Origin of the sequence: Saccharophagus degradans 2-40, assembly GCF_000013665.1 — a bacterium.
Taxonomy (GTDB): domain Bacteria; phylum Pseudomonadota; class Gammaproteobacteria; order Pseudomonadales; family Cellvibrionaceae; genus Saccharophagus; species Saccharophagus degradans.
This window is the reverse complement of sequence record NC_007912.1, coordinates 2,096,592-2,114,327: the sequence shown is the minus strand read 5'-3', so window position 1 is coordinate 2,114,327 and position 17,736 is coordinate 2,096,592. Positions and strand designations below refer to the sequence as shown.

General features: G+C 46.1%; 14 protein-coding genes and 1 pseudogene. 6 read left to right on the top strand and 9 right to left on the bottom strand.

The features are described from left to right. Positions 1-205 precede the first annotated feature (205 nt). Positions 206-1,831 (top strand): RNA polymerase sigma factor, encoded by a 1,626-nt coding sequence (locus SDE_RS08625; RefSeq protein WP_011468127.1) that lies wholly within the window; start codon positions 206-208, stop codon positions 1,829-1,831. A 146-nt stretch (positions 1,832-1,977) separates the two neighbouring features. Here the strand turns inward: SDE_RS08625 and SDE_RS08620 are convergent, their stop codons facing one another. Next, on the bottom strand, positions 1,978-2,256 hold the full coding sequence (locus tag SDE_RS08620) for a putative quinol monooxygenase (RefSeq protein ID WP_011468126.1): 279 nt from the start codon (positions 2,254-2,256) through the stop codon (positions 1,978-1,980). A gap of 564 nt (positions 2,257-2,820) precedes the next feature. On the opposite strand from SDE_RS08620, the gene doeB2 reads away from it, so the two are divergent. From doeB2 to SDE_RS08600, 4 genes are all read left to right on the top strand, one after another. Beyond that, positions 2,821-3,957 carry a N(2)-acetyl-L-2,4-diaminobutanoate deacetylase DoeB2 gene (doeB2, locus tag SDE_RS08615; protein ID WP_143710868.1) on the top strand — a complete coding sequence of 379 codons (1,137 nt, stop codon included), beginning with the start codon at positions 2,821-2,823 and terminating at the stop codon, positions 3,955-3,957. Positions 3,958-4,029: 72 nt separating this feature from the next. After that, the gene (locus tag SDE_RS08610) at positions 4,030-5,265 is read left to right on the top strand and encodes an aspartate aminotransferase family protein (protein ID WP_011468124.1); all 1,236 of its coding nucleotides are present in this window, start codon (positions 4,030-4,032) and stop codon (positions 5,263-5,265) included. Further along, entirely contained in the window at positions 5,262-6,566 is a 1,305-nt protein-coding gene (doeA, locus tag SDE_RS08605; RefSeq protein ID WP_011468123.1) for an ectoine hydrolase, read from the top strand. The genes SDE_RS08610 and doeA overlap by 4 nt, the downstream gene beginning before the upstream one ends. Then, a complete protein-coding gene (locus SDE_RS08600; protein WP_011468122.1) occupies positions 6,550-7,935 on the top strand; it encodes an NAD-dependent succinate-semialdehyde dehydrogenase in 1,386 nt (461 codons plus the stop codon). The genes doeA and SDE_RS08600 overlap by 17 nt, the downstream gene beginning before the upstream one ends. A gap of 126 nt (positions 7,936-8,061) precedes the next feature. On the opposite strand, the gene SDE_RS08595 is transcribed toward SDE_RS08600, so the two are convergent. Together SDE_RS08595 and SDE_RS21270 are read right to left on the bottom strand one after the other, a co-directional pair. Beyond that, positions 8,062-8,535, bottom strand: a complete 474-nt coding sequence (locus tag SDE_RS08595; protein ID WP_011468121.1) for a hypothetical protein — start codon at positions 8,533-8,535, stop codon at positions 8,062-8,064. 544 nt (positions 8,536-9,079) lie between these two features. Continuing rightward, positions 9,080-9,973 (bottom strand): ankyrin repeat domain-containing protein, encoded by an 894-nt coding sequence (locus tag SDE_RS21270; protein ID WP_011468120.1) that lies wholly within the window; start codon positions 9,971-9,973, stop codon positions 9,080-9,082. A 268-nt stretch (positions 9,974-10,241) separates the two neighbouring features. Here SDE_RS21270 and SDE_RS08585 point away from each other — a divergent pair, with 268 nt between their 5' ends. Continuing rightward, a complete protein-coding gene (locus tag SDE_RS08585) occupies positions 10,242-10,802 on the top strand; it encodes a DUF6436 domain-containing protein (protein ID WP_011468119.1) in 561 nt (186 codons plus the stop codon). A gap of 224 nt (positions 10,803-11,026) precedes the next feature. Here the strand turns inward: SDE_RS08585 and SDE_RS08580 are convergent, their stop codons facing one another. The 6 genes and pseudogenes from SDE_RS08580 to mltG form a co-directional block, all read right to left on the bottom strand. Continuing rightward, positions 11,027-13,600, bottom strand: coding sequence for a DUF4132 domain-containing protein (locus SDE_RS08580; RefSeq protein WP_011468118.1), 2,574 nt, complete (start codon positions 13,598-13,600; stop codon positions 11,027-11,029). A gap of 190 nt (positions 13,601-13,790) precedes the next feature. Beyond that, positions 13,791-13,925, bottom strand: a complete 135-nt coding sequence (locus tag SDE_RS23060) for a transposase domain-containing protein (protein ID WP_226986497.1) — start codon at positions 13,923-13,925, stop codon at positions 13,791-13,793. Between the two features lie 24 nt (positions 13,926-13,949). Continuing rightward, positions 13,950-14,417, bottom strand: a pseudogene (locus SDE_RS23055) (IS66 family transposase); the annotation flags it as partial. Positions 14,418-14,773: 356 nt separating this feature from the next. After that, positions 14,774-15,991 carry an NAD(P)/FAD-dependent oxidoreductase gene (locus SDE_RS08570; protein ID WP_011468117.1) on the bottom strand — a complete coding sequence of 406 codons (1,218 nt, stop codon included), beginning with the start codon at positions 15,989-15,991 and terminating at the stop codon, positions 14,774-14,776. Positions 15,992-16,035: 44 nt separating this feature from the next. After that, positions 16,036-16,662 carry a dTMP kinase gene (gene tmk, locus SDE_RS08565; RefSeq protein ID WP_011468116.1) on the bottom strand — a complete coding sequence of 209 codons (627 nt, stop codon included), beginning with the start codon at positions 16,660-16,662 and terminating at the stop codon, positions 16,036-16,038. 5 nt (positions 16,663-16,667) lie between these two features. After that, a complete protein-coding gene (gene mltG, locus SDE_RS08560) occupies positions 16,668-17,735 on the bottom strand; it encodes an endolytic transglycosylase MltG (RefSeq protein ID WP_011468115.1) in 1,068 nt (355 codons plus the stop codon). Position 17,736: the final 1 nt, after the last annotated feature.

Sequence of the window (17,736 nt, the reverse complement as noted above, 5' to 3'; positions counted from 1 at the left end):
TACAGCCAGTCGGCAACCGAGCATGACTAGCACAACAAGTAAGAGCCCACTTTGGGAGAGAAGGTGACAAATATTTTAAAAAATATTTCAATTTCACGGTATACCCATTTATTTGCGCGTTATATTCACTAAACTTGTCACCTTTGGCTGAACACTGGGCACTTACGTTAGGTACCTATTTGTTCAACTCCAGAGATACCGATCTATGAGCCTTTTTAAAGCACGTATCCGCATAGCAGACACAAACGACGCCGGCCTTGTGCTCGCATCACTCGGAGGCGATAGAGACGCCTTCTGCGAGATAGTAACCCGCTATCAGAACCTACTATGCTCGCTGGCTTACTCATCGCTAGGGGATTTAAAATACAGCGAGGATGTAACTCAAGAGACCTTCGTTGAAGCGTGGAAGAAACTAGACAGCTTGCGAGACCCAGAAAAATTGAAATCGTGGCTATGCGGGATACTGCGATATAAAGTGAGCCACTTTAGACGCAAAGAAGCCAACCAGCCTATAAAAGGTGCCGATGAACTGGAAGAGCTGGATGAGAAAAACGAAACACCAGCCAGTGAAGGTAAGCTAGAAGATCAAGCCATAAGCGCTCAGCAACAAGCATTGCTGTGGCAAGCACTGGAAAAAATGCCAGAAACCTACCGCGAGCCACTCATCCTCTTTTACCGCGAACAGTGTTCGGTAGAGTATGTGGCTAGCCAACTCGACCTAACCGAAGACACCGTAAAACAGCGTCTGTCTCGGGGCCGTAAACAACTTCAAAAAGCAATGATCACCTTCGTAGAAGATACCCTAACAAAAAGCAAACAAGGCACAGCGTTCACTGTTGCTGTTATGGCTGCCATACAAGGGATATCACCGCCGGTAAAAGCCTCCATACTAGGTACCGGTGCCGTCAAAGGCGGCTTACTTTTCAAGTGGGCGAGCTTGCTAATTTTTATGGCGTCTTTCGCGGGTATTATAAGCTCTTACTTCGGGCTAAGAGCTGGGCTAGCTCAGTCGCGCACCCAGCGAGAACGCAAACGTACCATTTTATTTGTCTCGCTGTTTTTCGGGATTGTCATTATTTATATACTAGGGATGTTTGGCCTAAAACACTTCGCAGTCAACGACCATACAATGGCAGCTGGCTATTCCACCGCTGCGCACTTACTGGTTTTGGCATTTATTACTAGCTATGTGGTACTTGTAATTAGAATGCTTAAAGGGATGCGTAAACTACGAGCACAAGAGCGATTGTTTCACCCAGAAGCATTTCAAGCACAAGCAGACCAATTGCACTCCAAGCAACGTGAATACAAAAGTCGTCTTCGCCTAGGGGGTATACCGTTAATCCATTTCCGCTTCGGCATGCCAGAAATAGGAGACAAACCGATTGTAGGCTGGATAGCCGGCGGTGACCTTGCGTATGGAATACTATTCGCATGGGGCGGCGTGGCCATTGCCCCTATTAGCGTAGGCATTATTTCGATAGGCGCAATCAGTATTGGAGCCGTAGGTTTTGGACTGTTTGGCATAGGCACCATTGCCGTAGGCGCCATCGCCTTTGGCGCCTCCGCTATTGGCTACAAAGCGTATGCCTCATTCTCATCCCTAGGCTGGGAAAGTGCTTTTAGCAACGGTTTCTCCACCGCAATAGACGCCGCAATTGGCCCCATCGCCATTGCGCAAGAAGTAAACACCCCCCTAGCCGCCGATATCGCCAACCTATCGCTAATGGACCAAAGCTACCTATGGATAATGGCCGCCATAATAGTACTCGTTATTGTACCGGCCGTGCTGCATTCCAATAAGGTTCGCAAAATAATGGGTAAACATTAACCGCAAGGGAAAGCGAGTAAGATTAAGGCTCGCCGTGGCCGATAAAAATGAGCCACGGCGCAAGGGCTATTTAACTAAATTACGCCCCTACAGATACCAAAACATAAAGAATGAATAAAAGTGTAATAAAAGGCACGACAAAAAGCTCATTCGGACTCGATCAAATAAGCCCGCTTTACATTCTTAGTAATGCGCCCCCACTCGGAATGCTTCACCCTTTGTTGGTGCAATTCAAATGACGCTTTACTGTCAAACTCTTCGTAAACACGGAATTTATTTTTAGAATTTAAGACCAGCTCAACGTCAAACGCTACACACCCAGGTTCCTTTCGCGTTAACTCTATATGAACGGGCAACGCGCTACGAACAGCATCTAGCTCCCCTACGGGAACATATATAAACCCTTTCAATATAATTTTGCACATGCCAAAAACCTATTTACTACTAGTAAACTCGATACGCTGCCCCGCCGGCTCAACAGCAAAAGATCACAATGATCTAACTTAACCGCTCGAGTACGGTAATAATACGGTACTTCCCAATGCACTCACCACCACAGCCAAAGGCTCGCACCAAAAAGACTCATATTGGTCTAAATCAGAGCCATTAAAACAATTTTGAAAATACATTACACCACCACCTAAGCAACCTCGCATTAAGTACTTCACTAAAAACCTACGTAACATACTGATTTTAATACCACTTACCACTCATAAAAAAATAAAAACATTAATTCAAAAATATTGGTGTGGTCTTTGCCAGTTAAAGATTAAACACCAAATTAACTTCAATAATTTCACCTTAAATTAAAAAGCGGGGCTGCACATAAGAAAAAATTCATTTGGGTGCGTTACAGCTACTACGTCTGCGAATGGCTAACAGTACGTTGACAATAACCATTGCAGATATACAGCACCCAACAATTACGGTTAAAACCGTGAGCCAATCCAAACTCGAGGGTTTTTATGCCGAGTAACTGACAGGACAATATTGCGCATGCTCGTGAGTTCCGCAGAGCGTTGCACGCCAAACCGGAGCTAAGCTGGCAGGAACATAACACTGCTAACGCGATTCGCGAACAACTCGATGCTATGCATATTGCATGGCGAGAGTGCGCGCAAACCTGCACGCTCGCGTGGATAAATCCTACCGGTACAGAACCCGCCATTGCATTGCGCGGGGATATCGATGCCCTGCCCATTCGCGAAGAAACAAATAAACCTTGGCAGTCTAAAACCGAAAGATGTATGCACGCTTGTGGCCACGACGGCCACACCGCCACCCTACTCGCTACCGCTCGCTGGTTAAAAAAACATGAGCATCAACTAGAACGAAAAGTCGTACTTATTTTTCAACCCGCCGAGGAAGGCGGCCATGGTGCGCGCGAAATGATAGCCGATGGCGCCTTAGAAGGAGTTAGCGAAATATACGGTTGGCACAATTGGCCAGCTTTCCCCTACCGAACCATTGCCTGCCCAAACGCCATTATTATGTGCGGTAACGGCACCTTCTCTATAAAAATTACCGGCAAAGGCGGTCACGCCAGCCAACCAGAACTATGCGTAGACCCCGTACTCGCGGCCAGTGCAATCACGGTGGCGCTACAGCAAATATGTAGCCATCGAATAGCACCTCAAAAAGCAGCGGTTATTAGCGTAACCGAAATTAAAGCCGGCGACGCACCTACCGTTATCCCAGAGTATGCGGAGTTAAAAGGAAGCATTCGTGTACCCGACGAAGAAACACGCCATATCATTAATCATGCAATTACAGAGATTGCCACCCTCACAGGTGCAAGCTACGGCGTGCAATGCACGGTAGAGCACAGCATGCGTTACAGCGCTACCATCAATCACGCCAAACAAGCCAATCTTGCCAGGCGCCAATGGCAGGCATTGTATGGTGAAAAGTCGCTGGTGCCAGGAACACTGCTCCCCGTAATGGCCTCGGAAGACTTCAGCTATTACCTTCGTGAATGCCAAGGCGCATTCGCGTTAATTGGTAGCCGTGAAGGCAACCAAAACGCTGCCCCGTGTCACAGCCCGCATTACGATTTTAACGATAACCTCATCGAAGATGTGTGCCGCTGGTTTTGTAGACTAACAGGTATGCGGCTCCCCCCCTGATTCCTAAAAAGTTTTAAGTTTTTGTACGTCTAAATTGCTGAACAAAAAATTAAACTTTTTAAGGAATGTATTATGTCTATTTTCGAACAGCGCGAATCTACTATTCGCGCCTACAGCCGCGTATACCCTGTTGTTTTTAAAACCGCAATCAATGCCCTGCAAACTGACACAACAGGTAAAACCTACATTGACTTTTTTGCCGGTGCAGGCTTATTAAATTTTGGTCACAACAACCCAAAAATGAAAAAGGCGATGATTGAATACATGCAAAAAGATGGTGTATTGCACAGTTTGGATATGGAAACCGAAGCCAAAGCCGCCTTTATGCAACATTTTACCGACCTTATTTTAAAGCCGCGAAACATGCCTCACCGCATGCAATTTACCGGCCCTACCGGTACCAATGCTATTGAGGCCGCCATGAAACTTGCGCGCCGTGTTACCGGTCGCAGTACCATTGTGGCTTTTAACAATGGCTTTCACGGCATGACATTAGGCGCACTCGCCGCCACGGCCAACCCCTACTTTAGAGGGGCAGCAGGCGTCCCCTTAGAGCACGTTACCCACGCAGAATTTAATACATCCAACGGCGATATAAGTGCTTTAGAGGCGAAGTATTGCGCGTCTAGCGCGAACGCGCCAGCTGCATTCATGTTAGAAACTATCCAAGCGGAAGGTGGAGTCAACGTTGCCAATAAAGAATGGATACTCGCAGTAGCAAAACTGGCTAAAAAGCTAGGCGCACTTTTAATAGTAGACGACATACAAGTGGGCTGCGGCCGAACCGGAAGCTACTTTAGCTTCGACGATATAGACATTGCCCCAGATATCATTTGTCTTGCCAAAGGACTGGGTGGAATGGGCACACCCATGGCCATGAATTTGGTGTTGCCAGAGCTAGACGACCAGTGGTCACCAGGAGAACACACCGGTACATTCCGTGGACAAAACCTGAGTTTTATTGCAGGTAAAGTTGCGCTGGAATATTTCGCAAATAATCAATTAATGAGCGACGTAAAATTAAAAACAACACTCATGCAGGAAGCGTTAGAACCGCTACTTCATAGCGACAGCACCCTCACGCTACGCGGAAAGGGAATGATTATGGGGTTAGATATTGGCAATAGCGAACGCGCCGCTGCGATTGTACAGGAATGCTTTAAAAACGGATTGATCGTTGCTAGTTGTGGCGTAGGTGGACAAGTCATTAAGCTCATTCCGCCGCTCACCATCGCAAATGCGCACCTCACAGAGGGGCTCAACATTCTTATTCAAGCCACTCGCAACACCATGGAGGAAGCCGCATGATTAAACGTGATGATATGACCTTCCCCGCTGATGAGTACGAACGCAGAATTAATGAATTACGGGCTCGCATAGCAGAGCGTCACTTAGATGCCGTAGTCATTTCCGACCCCGAAAATATCATGTACTTAACAGACTATCAAACAACGAGTTACTCTTTTTTTCAGGCCTTAGTTGTCCCGTTAGAAAAAGAACCGTTTATGATTACCCGCGCGCTAGAAGAGTCCAACGTAATTGCACGTACTTGGGTGGATTTAACCCGACCCTACCCAGACACTGGCGACGCCATGCAAATGCTTGTGGATGCATTAAAGGAGTTTGGCTTAGCCAACAAACGCATTGGCTACGAACGCAACAGCAACTTCTTCCCCGCTTATCATCAAGATGTAATTCACACCACGCTCAAAGACGGTAAATTATTAGACTGTTTTGGCATTGTTGAAGAAGGCCGCATTTGTAAATCTGCTGTCGAAATTGCGTTAATGAAAAAAGCCGCCTTGGCAACAGAAGCCGGTATGGCTGCAGGCATTGCCGCTTGCCGCGCTGGCGCGACAGAAAATGAAGTTGGTGCAGCGATCAGTGCCGGCATGTTTAACGCGGGCGGAGAAACGCCTGCTGTTATGCCCTACGTAACCTCAGGGCCACGAACGATGATTGGTCACGCCACGTGGGAAGGCCGAGTAATACAAGATAACGAGCACGTATTTTTAGAAGTGGGAGGCTGCTACCGGCGCTACCATACCGCCATGATGCGCACCGTTATTCTTGGCGACCTTACCGACTCTATGCACATAGCCCAAGAAACAATGAAACGCGCGCTTGATGCTGTGCATTCCATGGTGCAACCGGGTATGACAGTGTCCGACGTGGACAACCTCGTAAGAAATATTATTAGCGACAACCCAGTCGGTGCACGACTTATTACACGCTCCGGTTACTCCATTGGTATCGCCTTCCCTCCAAGCTGGGATGAAGGCTATATAGTAAGTTTAAAACAAGGAGAATCCACAGTACTTAAAGAAGGCATGACCTTTCATTTAATTCCTTGGATGTGGGGCGTGGACGGTGACAAAACTTGCGGCATTTCCGATACGATCCATATAACCGACGAAGGCTGCGAATCGTTCTTTAGCATGGAGCGAGACTTTACCGTTAAACCCAGCGAAAACGGTATAGCAGCAATAGCAGCACCCCAAACAGCGAGTTGCGTAGATTTATCCACAGCGCGAAACAGCACAACACCTAGCAAAAAAACCGCAAAAAAAATAACGGCTAAGGAGGTTGACAATGCTAGCGCCAGTTAATCCCACTACAGGCCAGCCACTTGCACAAGTGGCATCACTCACCTTGCCAGAATGTAACCGCGCTATAGATAAAACCTACGAAGCCTTCCCCGCTTGGAGAGACACCTCCATTACCGAAAGAGCCTCTGCGCTAATGAGAATAGCCGCCTCATTACGTAAAAGTAAAAACACACTTGCCAAACTAATGGCTCAGGAGATGGGCAAACCCCTTTGTGAAGGCATCGCCGAAGTCGAAAAATCGGCCGCGTGTGCCGAGTACTACACCAATAACAGCGCCGATTTTTTAAAACCTGAGACGCTCGAATCTGACGCAGCTTATAGCTACGTCACTTACCAACCATTGGGCACAATACTAGGAATACTGCCATGGAATGCCCCAGTCTGGCTGGCCCTCCGTTTTTTAGCCCCCGCGCTTATGGCCGGCAATACCTGCGTAATGAAAGCCGACCCCAACGTGCCTGCCACTGCAGCGGCACTTACCGCAGCATTTAACAGCGCGGGCCTACCCAAAAATGTAATGACCAACCTCCCCATAGAAACAGAACTTGTTGGCGAAGCAATAGATCACCCTGCCGTTAAAGCCGTATCGTTTACCGGCAGTAGCGCAGCGGGTAAAAAAGTTGCTGCTCGGGCCGCTGGCGGTATAAAGCCCGCGGTATTAGAACTAGGTGGCTCCGACCCCTGTATTGTATTAGCCGATGCAAATTTAGATAAAGCCTGCAATGTAATCACCCTGTCGCGAATGATTAACGCAGGCCAATCATGTATTGCCGCCAAACGAGTGATTGTGGAAGCATCAATTTACGACGACGTTTGCAATCGCTTATTCAAAATTTTCAGCACCATTACTATGGGCGATCCCAGTCAATCGTCCACCTCAGAATGCACAGCTCTGCCCTATGCAATGGGGCCCATTGCACGCAAAGATTTACAAACACAACTGCATCAACAAGTTAACCAAACCATTCAAAGCGGCGCGCGTTGTATACATGGTGGCGACTTACCGTCTACCTCTGGTTTCTTTTATCCGCCCACGCTGTTAATTGATGTACAACCAGAGATGAGCGCCTTTACCGAAGAAACGTTTGGGCCCGTACTGGCCATTATCAAAGCGAACGATTTTGAACACGCTATACAACTGGCAAATAAAACCGAATACGGCTTAGGCGCTAGTATATGGACCGCAGACAAAACCAAAGCAGAACTCGCCGCCAACAAACTGCAAGCCGGCCAAGTCGCCGTAAACGGTATAGTAAAAACAGACCCAAGATTACCCAGCGGCGGAATTGGCCTTTCCGGTTACGGTCGCGAACTGGGGCCTCAGGGAATAAAAGAATTTGTGAATGTTAAACAGGTGTGGGTGGGGTAGGCTTACGCGGGCGTGTAAACCTACACGCCGAACGCGTTTTTGAATAGAGATAAAAAGGGGGAATTTGATGTCATCAGAATAACCGCCTACAGTAAACTAGCGCTGTTTACTCGGCATATTCGTTGATTACATGCTCCAAGAAGTAAAATAAGCCGCGGCAAAAACAACACCGAACACAACAACCCCGATGAAAAGTAAAAATAACAAAGAGATACCAAACGCTTTCCAGTTAGACTGAAAACTTCCATTGGAGGTTTTAACAGCATCTAGCGCGGCACCTTGATATCGCTTGGCCAATTGGACCATTACAATTATTTGGGTAACCGTGAATACGGTGTTCGAAACATTCCAGCTTTCAGGAATAAAAGCAGCCAGTAGCATAATAGCAACAAATCCGACCGCGGAATAAATAATAGCCGAGCGCGCGTTGCGGTGCTCCCCCATGCTTTTATAATTTCGAGCCATTAAGTACCCACCAGCTATTACGCTACCAAATGCTGTGGCAAGGCCTATCCCTACAAGTTTAAATAATGGCGCTTCGAAGGCTGGTGTTTCGCTATCTATAAGTTCACTATTGGGAGTGGTATAAATATCCGTCATGAATGTATTTTCCTTAATTTTTGTAAGAGACAATTTGCAAACGTCAACTTTGAATTATATTGAGGAAGCTCTGAATACCCCCTATTGCTTTTTACGAGTGCCAAAACGTTCTGCCGTTAGACGTTCTTCGCGGCTAATTGCCTTAGTCTTAGCAAGAAGAACAATTAAGCGGATGGGTCATTCAGAGATTCCTTCACCCTCTGGGCCATCTAGTCTAACAGTGATTACTCGTTGCACTTAAACCAAGACTGTGTAGTAGGAATAATAGCGACAAACAAAACATCCGTACAAGGCCATCCAAAGCGGTTTCCAGTGTTTTATAAATAAATACCCAATACAACATCATTCCTTTATGTTTTTGCTGCTTAAACCTCTCTCAAAGCAGAGCAATCTGGCATTCCAAACAATCAGTTCCAAACACTACTCATTGATTTTCCAGCTTATCCGAATATTGAAAAGCCGATAGTCGCATTCTGTTAAGCCTGTGAGTATTTATCACTACAGTAATGCCATGCGCCCATATCGAATATAGTCCTGCTTGCCACTAACCAAGAGCATCCAACCCAGCCTGTAATTTCACTCGCTCGACATCGGTTAACGTAAGTGATTTCAATATTTTGTCTAGTGGCTTCTTTGGGTAAATTAGCCTATAAGCCTGTAACCCCCTCAAACTAGTTATTTGAGAGAGCACTTCTTGTTCTGCATTTTTTGCATAGGCTTTTAAGCCGCTTTTTACATGGACTAAATCTGTTTCTGCTAAATAATCAATGGCCATTGCACCAAGCTTATTCTTACGCCAAGGGTTATCCCCTGCTTTGGCTATAGCATTAAATATGGCATACCTGGGCTTGTCTCTGTATCTATCGTCTTCAATCTTTTGGGCGGCTATGTGAATTTCAGAGCTACCGGTGCTAGTGCATTGGTAACCAACCGATACTCCGCCCGCCAATAATATGCGCACCATCTTTTGGGCATTACTAGCAGACCACGCTTTTACAGAATTAAGGGCAACCACAATAGGGCCTGCATTTTTGGCTGTAGTAAGAGCAGTATTAGCACCTAAGCTACATAGGTTCTCCATGGCCGTTATTTTGCCAATTTCACATGCCATCATTAATGGTGTGTAGCCTTGCTTAGTCTGCGCATTGATATCTGCACCAGCTTGCGCCAACAGCTTAATGGAACCACTGCTGCCCTCTACTGCAAAATGTATGACGCTAAACGACTTATTATCCTGTGCCGACACATCGGCACCGTGCTTTATAAGTTTCCTTACAAAGTTAAAGTTACCCGCTAAGCAGGCGACCATCAATGGCGTCCGTCCAGCTTCCGTTCTGGCCTCTATATCTGCGCCCGCAGCAATAAGCTGTTCTAATTTTTCTAGCTCATCACCCTCACTGCAAATTTTAAATATTTCTTTATTGTTGCCATTTGTCATGTATAGCAGCCTTGCGTTCCAGTATTGAATAATTCACATATTAAAGTAACTGCTAAGAATTATCCGCTTAGAATTAACTACATTAATAGTTAACTGAACAACGGCAGCTGAGCAAAAAGTAAGCGACAATATCGCTCCTGTAGCCATTCTCAAACCCACAAACAATATAGCCCCGTATTCACTGCCCCATAAAACACCTAAAATGCACCCAAACCCCACCCTAGCAAACTAAGCTAGACTGGGTACATAGCAATAAGCGGTTTATTAAATGGCAGACGAAAAGAAAAAAGATCAGGTATTTTGGGTAATGGTGTTTCTGGCCATACTAGGGTTACTCACTTGCGTCTTCCCTATTGTGCGCTACAAGTTTATTCATCACGTAAGCTACCCTATTACGCAAGCCACCTACGACATAAGTGAGCCAGAGCGCTTTCAGCTAAGCCCAATAGACAAGCCAACACTCGTCCATTTTTACGATGATGCCTGCCTCTGCACTATCTACAGCAAACCCCACGTAGCCGATCTAGCCAAAAAACTGCCCCATGTAAAACACGTATACATCAATACCCGACAAGCCCGCAGCAGCCACTCGCCTGTTATACAGCGCATATTAGATAAGCTTCCAGCCAGCCCTGCGGTGGCACTATGGGATAAGGATGGAGGTATTCGATACTTTGGTGCTTACTCCGATGGCAGCACCTGTGGCACGGGTAACGATATGGTTTTGGCCACACTAGGTTCATTAGAAAAAGGAGACGACGTCTATTGGCTGCAACAGGAATATCTCGGCTGCGTATGCCCGTGGCCTAAGCAGGAAACCGCACCTTAGGTAAACTCGTCACACGGCTAATTTAAGTCGCCTTGCTATACCTGCGGCAAAATCGCCATATAAAAGTGCCTGTCAGGTTTTGCGTTAAGATCAAACCTCTTTATTTTTACAGGTGTTCATGCCTTTAGCGCGCCTGCCGAAAGAGGTTAGGTGAAGGAGTATTCAACTGAGGCCTCGAGCCTGTGAAACCACCCCGATCTTCCAGAACTCATTATATCGAGTGCTTAGTTCTCGCCTGAACCCGCAGTGATAACTAAATTAAGATCTCGCATAAATTCGGAAAACGCCACACGCGGAACCTTAGCGAGATCAAGTGTCGTTGAGTTTTTCTCGAAGCTAATGGTACCTAAACAAGTGGACTCGTCTTCGGTAAGATAATTCTCTACATCAGGCAATGCTAACGTACCCACTATATCTGGCGTGACAGACTTGATAGCCTCACACTCTCCGAGCTCACCGTCAACGCGCCAATCTCGCGTTGTTAACACAGCCGCAAATGCCCGTGTGTTAACATTCCGTCCGAGGTAGCGATTAGAATGGTCCACCTCTTTATGCTCTTCTGGCGTCATCAAATAATATTCGCGAAGCACTTGCTTAAAGGGCTGGCATATTGCTCGCGCTACAATTGTATCTTGCCAATCAGAAAGAGTTCCATCATCGAAAAGCTCAATAGGATGCGCAATCTGAACTGGCTCGGTAATAGCGATTAGCTGACCGTCCAGTGTCAGCAATGATTTAAAATCATCGTCAGGTATTCCAACAACCTCACCACTTGTACGAAAAACCAAGGAACCCAATATACTTTTCGCAACCGGCAGTTCAACTGCAGCCTGTAATTGTTGGGGGCTGAGCTTGCCGCCGCGTATCATCAGGTTTTCCATCGATGTTCGATAACGTTTAGATTGCTCTTTTAACTGATCAAATGTGGCAAGCATGGATTGTAACGCTTCATTTTTCTTCAAAGAGCGCGGAATCCCTTTCAATGATTTACCGCCTTTACTGATATTCATAACAGGCTGATGCTGTTCGATGACTATTGAAAATTCATAGTTTTCGATAGCAAGCTCCATTTGCAGTTGATCACCAGTGCGAGCCTCAACGACGAGCTCCATTTCTACCAGATCTTGAAAACCCGCATTGAGTACTAGGTTTTGCAACCCCGCTTTGGCGGCCTCGCGAACATTTTCGGTTCGTTCTCGACCAAACTTCTTGGATGCTTCCTTTCCGGCCCTCTTGAAATAACGATAGCGTTCTGCTAGATCTTCAGCATTATCAATGGGGAGCAGACCGTAAAGCCGAATATGCTCTTGTGAGAATCGCGACAACAGCGCTTTCAGATTTTTATCTGTCACACCTTGCACTGCTTCCAAACGCTTCACCGACCGCTCGTATCTTTCGCTTGCCGCTAGCACCTTAAGGAGGTCCTGGCCAGGTTTACCGGCGAGAGCAATGACTTTTCTCGCATCATGGACATCAATAGGGGTGTTAACAGGGGAACGCGTATGTTTTTCTATCCAATTATAAAACGGTATAGCCTCTTCCAGGCCGAGAGACATTAATATTATGTCGCAGTATCTTTGAGTATAATCTAAAAGCTGACCTACAGCCGCCGGATCAATAGCCTGTAAACTATTGATGACCTCAGCGCGGGTTTCGTTGGGGTCCAGATCTGAAATGCTGCACAAAAACCGACAGGTGTTATTTAAATCTTCCTCACTAACGGTGTTAAATTCTTTATTAGCCTCCATTAATCGGCCAGCGGCAACTAGAAATCGACCGCCAGTCAGACGAACGTCTGGATAGTTTTGAGTTGCATAACGTGCGAGACGCAATAACGCCTCCTCCGCAGGCAATTGCGTTTTTTCATACAACCAATCCAGCGCTAAACATCTGAATTTTTGATATTCAGGGTATCTATCGGTCAAAATTGTATTAAATAATAAGCCGCCGCCCAAAGACTCAAGCTCCAACAGCCGCACTGTATTCTCTCTGGAATCTAAATTGAACTCCTTCAGGCGCTCAAATATATGCAATGCAGCCAACGCATCAACCCCCAAATACTGAGCCGGTGACAATTTCTCTGGGTAGCGGGATTGGAACTCTCTACTCACGTGAGGAGTATAAATTGAATAACGCACGCTTACTGGGCTAAATAATAGTGCTAGCACCTTTTCTGCTTGCTCTTTGTTCTGCGCCAACGAAAAAGCCAGGATAGCGGTCTTTTCAGGTTCGGGCTTCAAAAAAGGGCGATCGTAGTCGTCGCTAAAATATTCCTTTCTACTGATTTCTTGTTGCGTCTGCTCAGTCGACAACCCATCTAGCTCTTGCTCTATTTCCGCCAGCTTCCAATTAGGAACCGCCAACTCAACATCACTTTCAGGGTTGCTTAGTTGAAACTCCAATCTAGCCAAGGCTTGCTCGAATGCGTAATCCTTACCTAAACGAGCTAATACAATATTGCACACGCTGGATACTATAGAAGATTTAAAATTCCATTCAACGCTACGCTTATGATTGGGGTTGGGGATGCTCTGTACTGCTAAGGGGTAGAAATAAAAGTCAGCGACATATTTCTCGAATTCCGCACCAAAAGGATTATTAAAGAATCCATCCAGCTCGGTAGCAATTGCGCCGTCCAACTTCTGCTTATGAGCAATCGCTGATAACTTTCTTAGATGCCCTGGTGAGTAATCTTGCGCTTCTGCGTAATCATCGAAACATTTCAGCACCCATTGCTCAAAAGTAGCAATCCTTTCTTTCTTTTCTATGTCTATCTCACCATAGTAGGCACTTGACATAACTATTCCTCTTAATTATTGCTTTAACTTAATCTTCCGTAAAAACGCACAGTACAAATAGCTGGGGCACATTTAATACCATAAATATAGGTCGTTTGGTAGTCGGCAATAAACAAGCGAGAAATAAATGGGGGCCAATCTGTTACCCCAGTCGCCGAACGAACCAAAACCGCTATCGCCCCCTTGATTACTAAGCCTTGCTAAAATGCCAAGGCATTAGTGCTTCAATATCGCAGTCCTTTTTGGGTAGTTCAGTCAGTAAGTGCGATAGATAGGCGTAGCAGTCTAGGCCATTCGCTTTGGCCGTTCCTATTAATGAATACAAAACAGCGCTGACATGTGCGCCGCTGAATGTATTATTGAACAACCAATTTTTGCGACCGATGACGAACGGTTTAATCGCGCGCTCCGCGCGATTACTGGCAGTCGCGAGTTCACCGCTTTCGCAGAAACGAACGAGTTTAGCCCACTGACTCAAAGAATATGCCACGGCTTTTCAAATCGCCGTTTTCGGCGCAGCTCGGTTGACGATTTTATCCAACAAATATTTAAACTCTTTTAACAACGGTAATGTTTTTTCTTTGCGTATCGCCAGCTTTTCTGCTGGTGTCATGTAGTTTATCTTTGATTCAATGCAGTACAGCTTTTGAATATGTAACACCGCCCAGTCGGCTCGTCCTGTTTTACCTTTAAGTTACGCACGCTGAGCCTCAACAAATTTGCGGCGTGCATGTGCCATGCAGCCAGCCAGTTCAGCGTTAAGATCGTTATAACCCGCGTAGCCGTCTACCTGCAGATAGCCAGAATAGTCTCCCAAAAGGCCTTTTGCCTAGCTATTTTATTTAATTCCTTAAGACTTTCGCCTTCAGTGGTTTCACTCGCCTTGAATTTGAGTTTTCGGCGGGAGTGTCGTTTTAGTGCTCTGGACATGCCTTAAAATTCCGGATACCAATATTTAACCAGACTGATCAAACTTATGAATTTGCGTTTCCTCAGCGAGAAGGTGTCTCATTTTGTTGAATTTGTTGGCATCTCATTTTGTTGGCAAACAGCAAAAGGAGCTGGAAGTGCTACCCGCTTATCAATAGGGATTAACTGGACTGACATACCATTACAAACTTAATATTGTCCCACTACAACCAATGGCTCGCAGACACGCGTCAGCACACCCCACTAAACATGCTGCGCAGCACAATACCCACTCGCCCACGCCCATTGGAAATTAAAACCGCCCAGCCACCCAGTGACATCCAGCACTTCGCCTATAAAGTATAGGCCGGGTACTTTTTTGGCTTCGAAGGTTTTGGATGAGACGTCATCGGTATTTACGCCGCCGCGGGTAACCTCTGCGGTTTTGTAGCCTTCGGTACCTGCTGGCATGCATTGCCATGCGTGAAATAATTTTGCAATTATTTCTATATCGGATCGGGAAAGGTCGGCGATATTTTTGTTGGCAATGCTATTTGCACCGCATGCTTTGGCGTGTTCGGCTGCCAGCCATGCAACCACAAAGCGCTTGGGCATAAGCCTACTTAACAAGGTTGTGAGTTCCGATTTAGATTTTTCACTTTGCCACTGTGCAATTTGTTCGGCTAGATCTATATCGGGTAAAAAATTAATTTCTATATTATTGCCGCTATACCAGTAGTTAGAAATTTGCAGCACTGCTGGGCCACTTATCCCCTTGTGGGTAAAGAGCATTGCCTCTTTAAAACTTTGATTATTACAACTAATAACAACGGGTAACGCTACGCCTGCCAGAGATTGCGCAAGGGTTAATAGCTCGCCTTTAAACGTAAACGGCACTAGCGAAGCCTCTCGGGCGGTAATACGCAAACCAAACTGCTTGGCAAGGTCGTAACCAAAGCCCGTTGCCCCCATTGTAGGAATAGATAAACCACCACTAGCAACAACTAAAGATTTACATCGGTACGCACCCATTGTTGTGTGCAGTTTAAAACGGTAGTCGGTATCGCCCGTCAGCTGCTCTACTTTTTCTATCGAGCATTGGGTGGTAATTTCCACGCCGCCCAATTCACATTCAGCAAGTAAAATATTTAGGATATCTTTTGCTTTATGATCACAGAAAAGTTGACCGAGCGTTTTTTCGTGGTATTCAAGGTTGTAGCGCGATACCAATTCGATAAAGTCGTATTGGGTATAGCGACTTAAAGCAGATTTACAAAAGTGTGGATTTTGCGATAAATAATTTGCCGGCTCCACAAAGTAATTGGTGAAGTTACACCGGCCACCACCGGACATAAGTATTTTTTTACCCACTTTATTGGCGTGATCTAACACTGCCACGCTTTTACCCCGCTGCCCTGCCGTTGCCGCACACATTAAGCCAGCGGCGCCGCCACCAATTACAATACAATCTAAGTCTTTCATGTTGGGGGCTACTTTCTGCAGGTTAATACAACAGTTATAAGGGGTTAGGCGAGAAGCTTTTCTACCGCGAGCGTTACATCTTGTTGTACAGCTTCTAATGATTGGCCGGCATTAATTACCATAAACCTTTCTGGCGTAGCGGCAACTCGCTCGTGGTAACCGGCACGTACTTTTTCGAAAAAAGTTATATGCTCGTTTTCAAATCGATCTAGCTCGCCGCGCTCACGGGCGCGCTCAAGGCCAACCTGCACATCTATATCTAACAAAAAAGTCGCATCTGGCTGCAAGCCCTGCTGTACCATTTGCTCTAACTGCAATATAGCCTGTATAGGTAAGCCACGCCCCTTGCCTTGATAGGCAAAAGTCGCATCGGTAAATCTATCGCTTAACACCCATTTACCGGCGGCTAACGCAGGTTTTATTACTTGGTTTATATGCTGTGCTCGCGCGGCAAATACCACTAGCAACTCGGCCAAGGGGTCGAAGTTTTCGTCTCTATTAGCCAACAGTACATTGCGCAACTCTTCCGCCAGTGGTGTTCCGCCAGGCTCGCGGGTTACTACAAGCTCTATACCCGCTTGCTGAAGCAGTGTTTTTATAAGCTCGATATTTGTCGATTTACCGACACCTTCTGTGCCTTCAACGGTAATAAATTTTCCAGTAGAAATCATAGTAGCTAATTATTTTTGGTAGGTGTATTTACTGGCGGCGCAGACCGGTAATTAGAGGTTCGACGCTTTTGGTATTTCGCTACTGCAGCTAGGTGCTCGTCTAATGTTGACGAGAAATAATGCGAGCCATCGCCTTTGGCCACAAAATACAGGTGCTCGCCATCGGCTGGGTGCAGCGCAGCGTAAATTGCCTCTTTACCCGGCATGGCAATCGGTGTGGGTGGCAACCCTTTAATTACATAAGTATTGTACGGTGTAGGTGTTCTCAAATCTTTGCGGGTAATATTGCCCGCGTAGTTTTCGCCCATCCCATAAATGACTGTTGGGTCTGTTTGTAAACGCATTCTTTTTTGTAAGCGGCGAATAAACACCCCTGCTATTTCGTCACGCTCGTAAGGTACGCCGGTTTCTTTCTCAACTATCGAGGCCATTATTAAGGCCTCGTAAGGTTGTGTGTAAGGCAGGTTTTGCGCGCGTGCCTGCCACTGAGTGTCTAACACTTTACGCATAGTTTTATGGGCGCGTTTTAGAATATCTGCGTCGGAATCCCCTGCAATATAATTGTACGTATCAGGGAAGAACCACCCTTCTGGGTGCTGAATATCTAAATTCAAATCGGCAAGAATTTGCTCTGTGGTTTTTCTCGCAAGTGTTTTTTGCAATTTTTCTTGCGCGTGTAGCGCAGTTAAAAAGTCTTTAAAGGTGCTGCCTTCAATTAAAGTAACGCTGTAACTTACTACATCGCCAGAAACTAAGCGGTTTAATAGTACAAGCGGTGTGTCACCAGCCAGTAGTTTATATTCACCTACTTTTACCGCTGTTTTTTGAGAGGCACGAGCATAAAGCACCCACACTTTAGGCCATTCAATTATTTGCTCGCGCGCCAATACATTGGCTATTTGCGTTAAGTTACTACCACGCTCTACGCGATACACGTTATTAACGCTTTGCAAGTATTGCGCTTGGTAAGCAATAGGTGCATTCAGCCACTGCCAAAAATACGCCCCAACGGCACCGCTAAGTACCACTACAAAAGCCAAGAATAAAGAGAGAGTTACTATTAACTTTCTCATT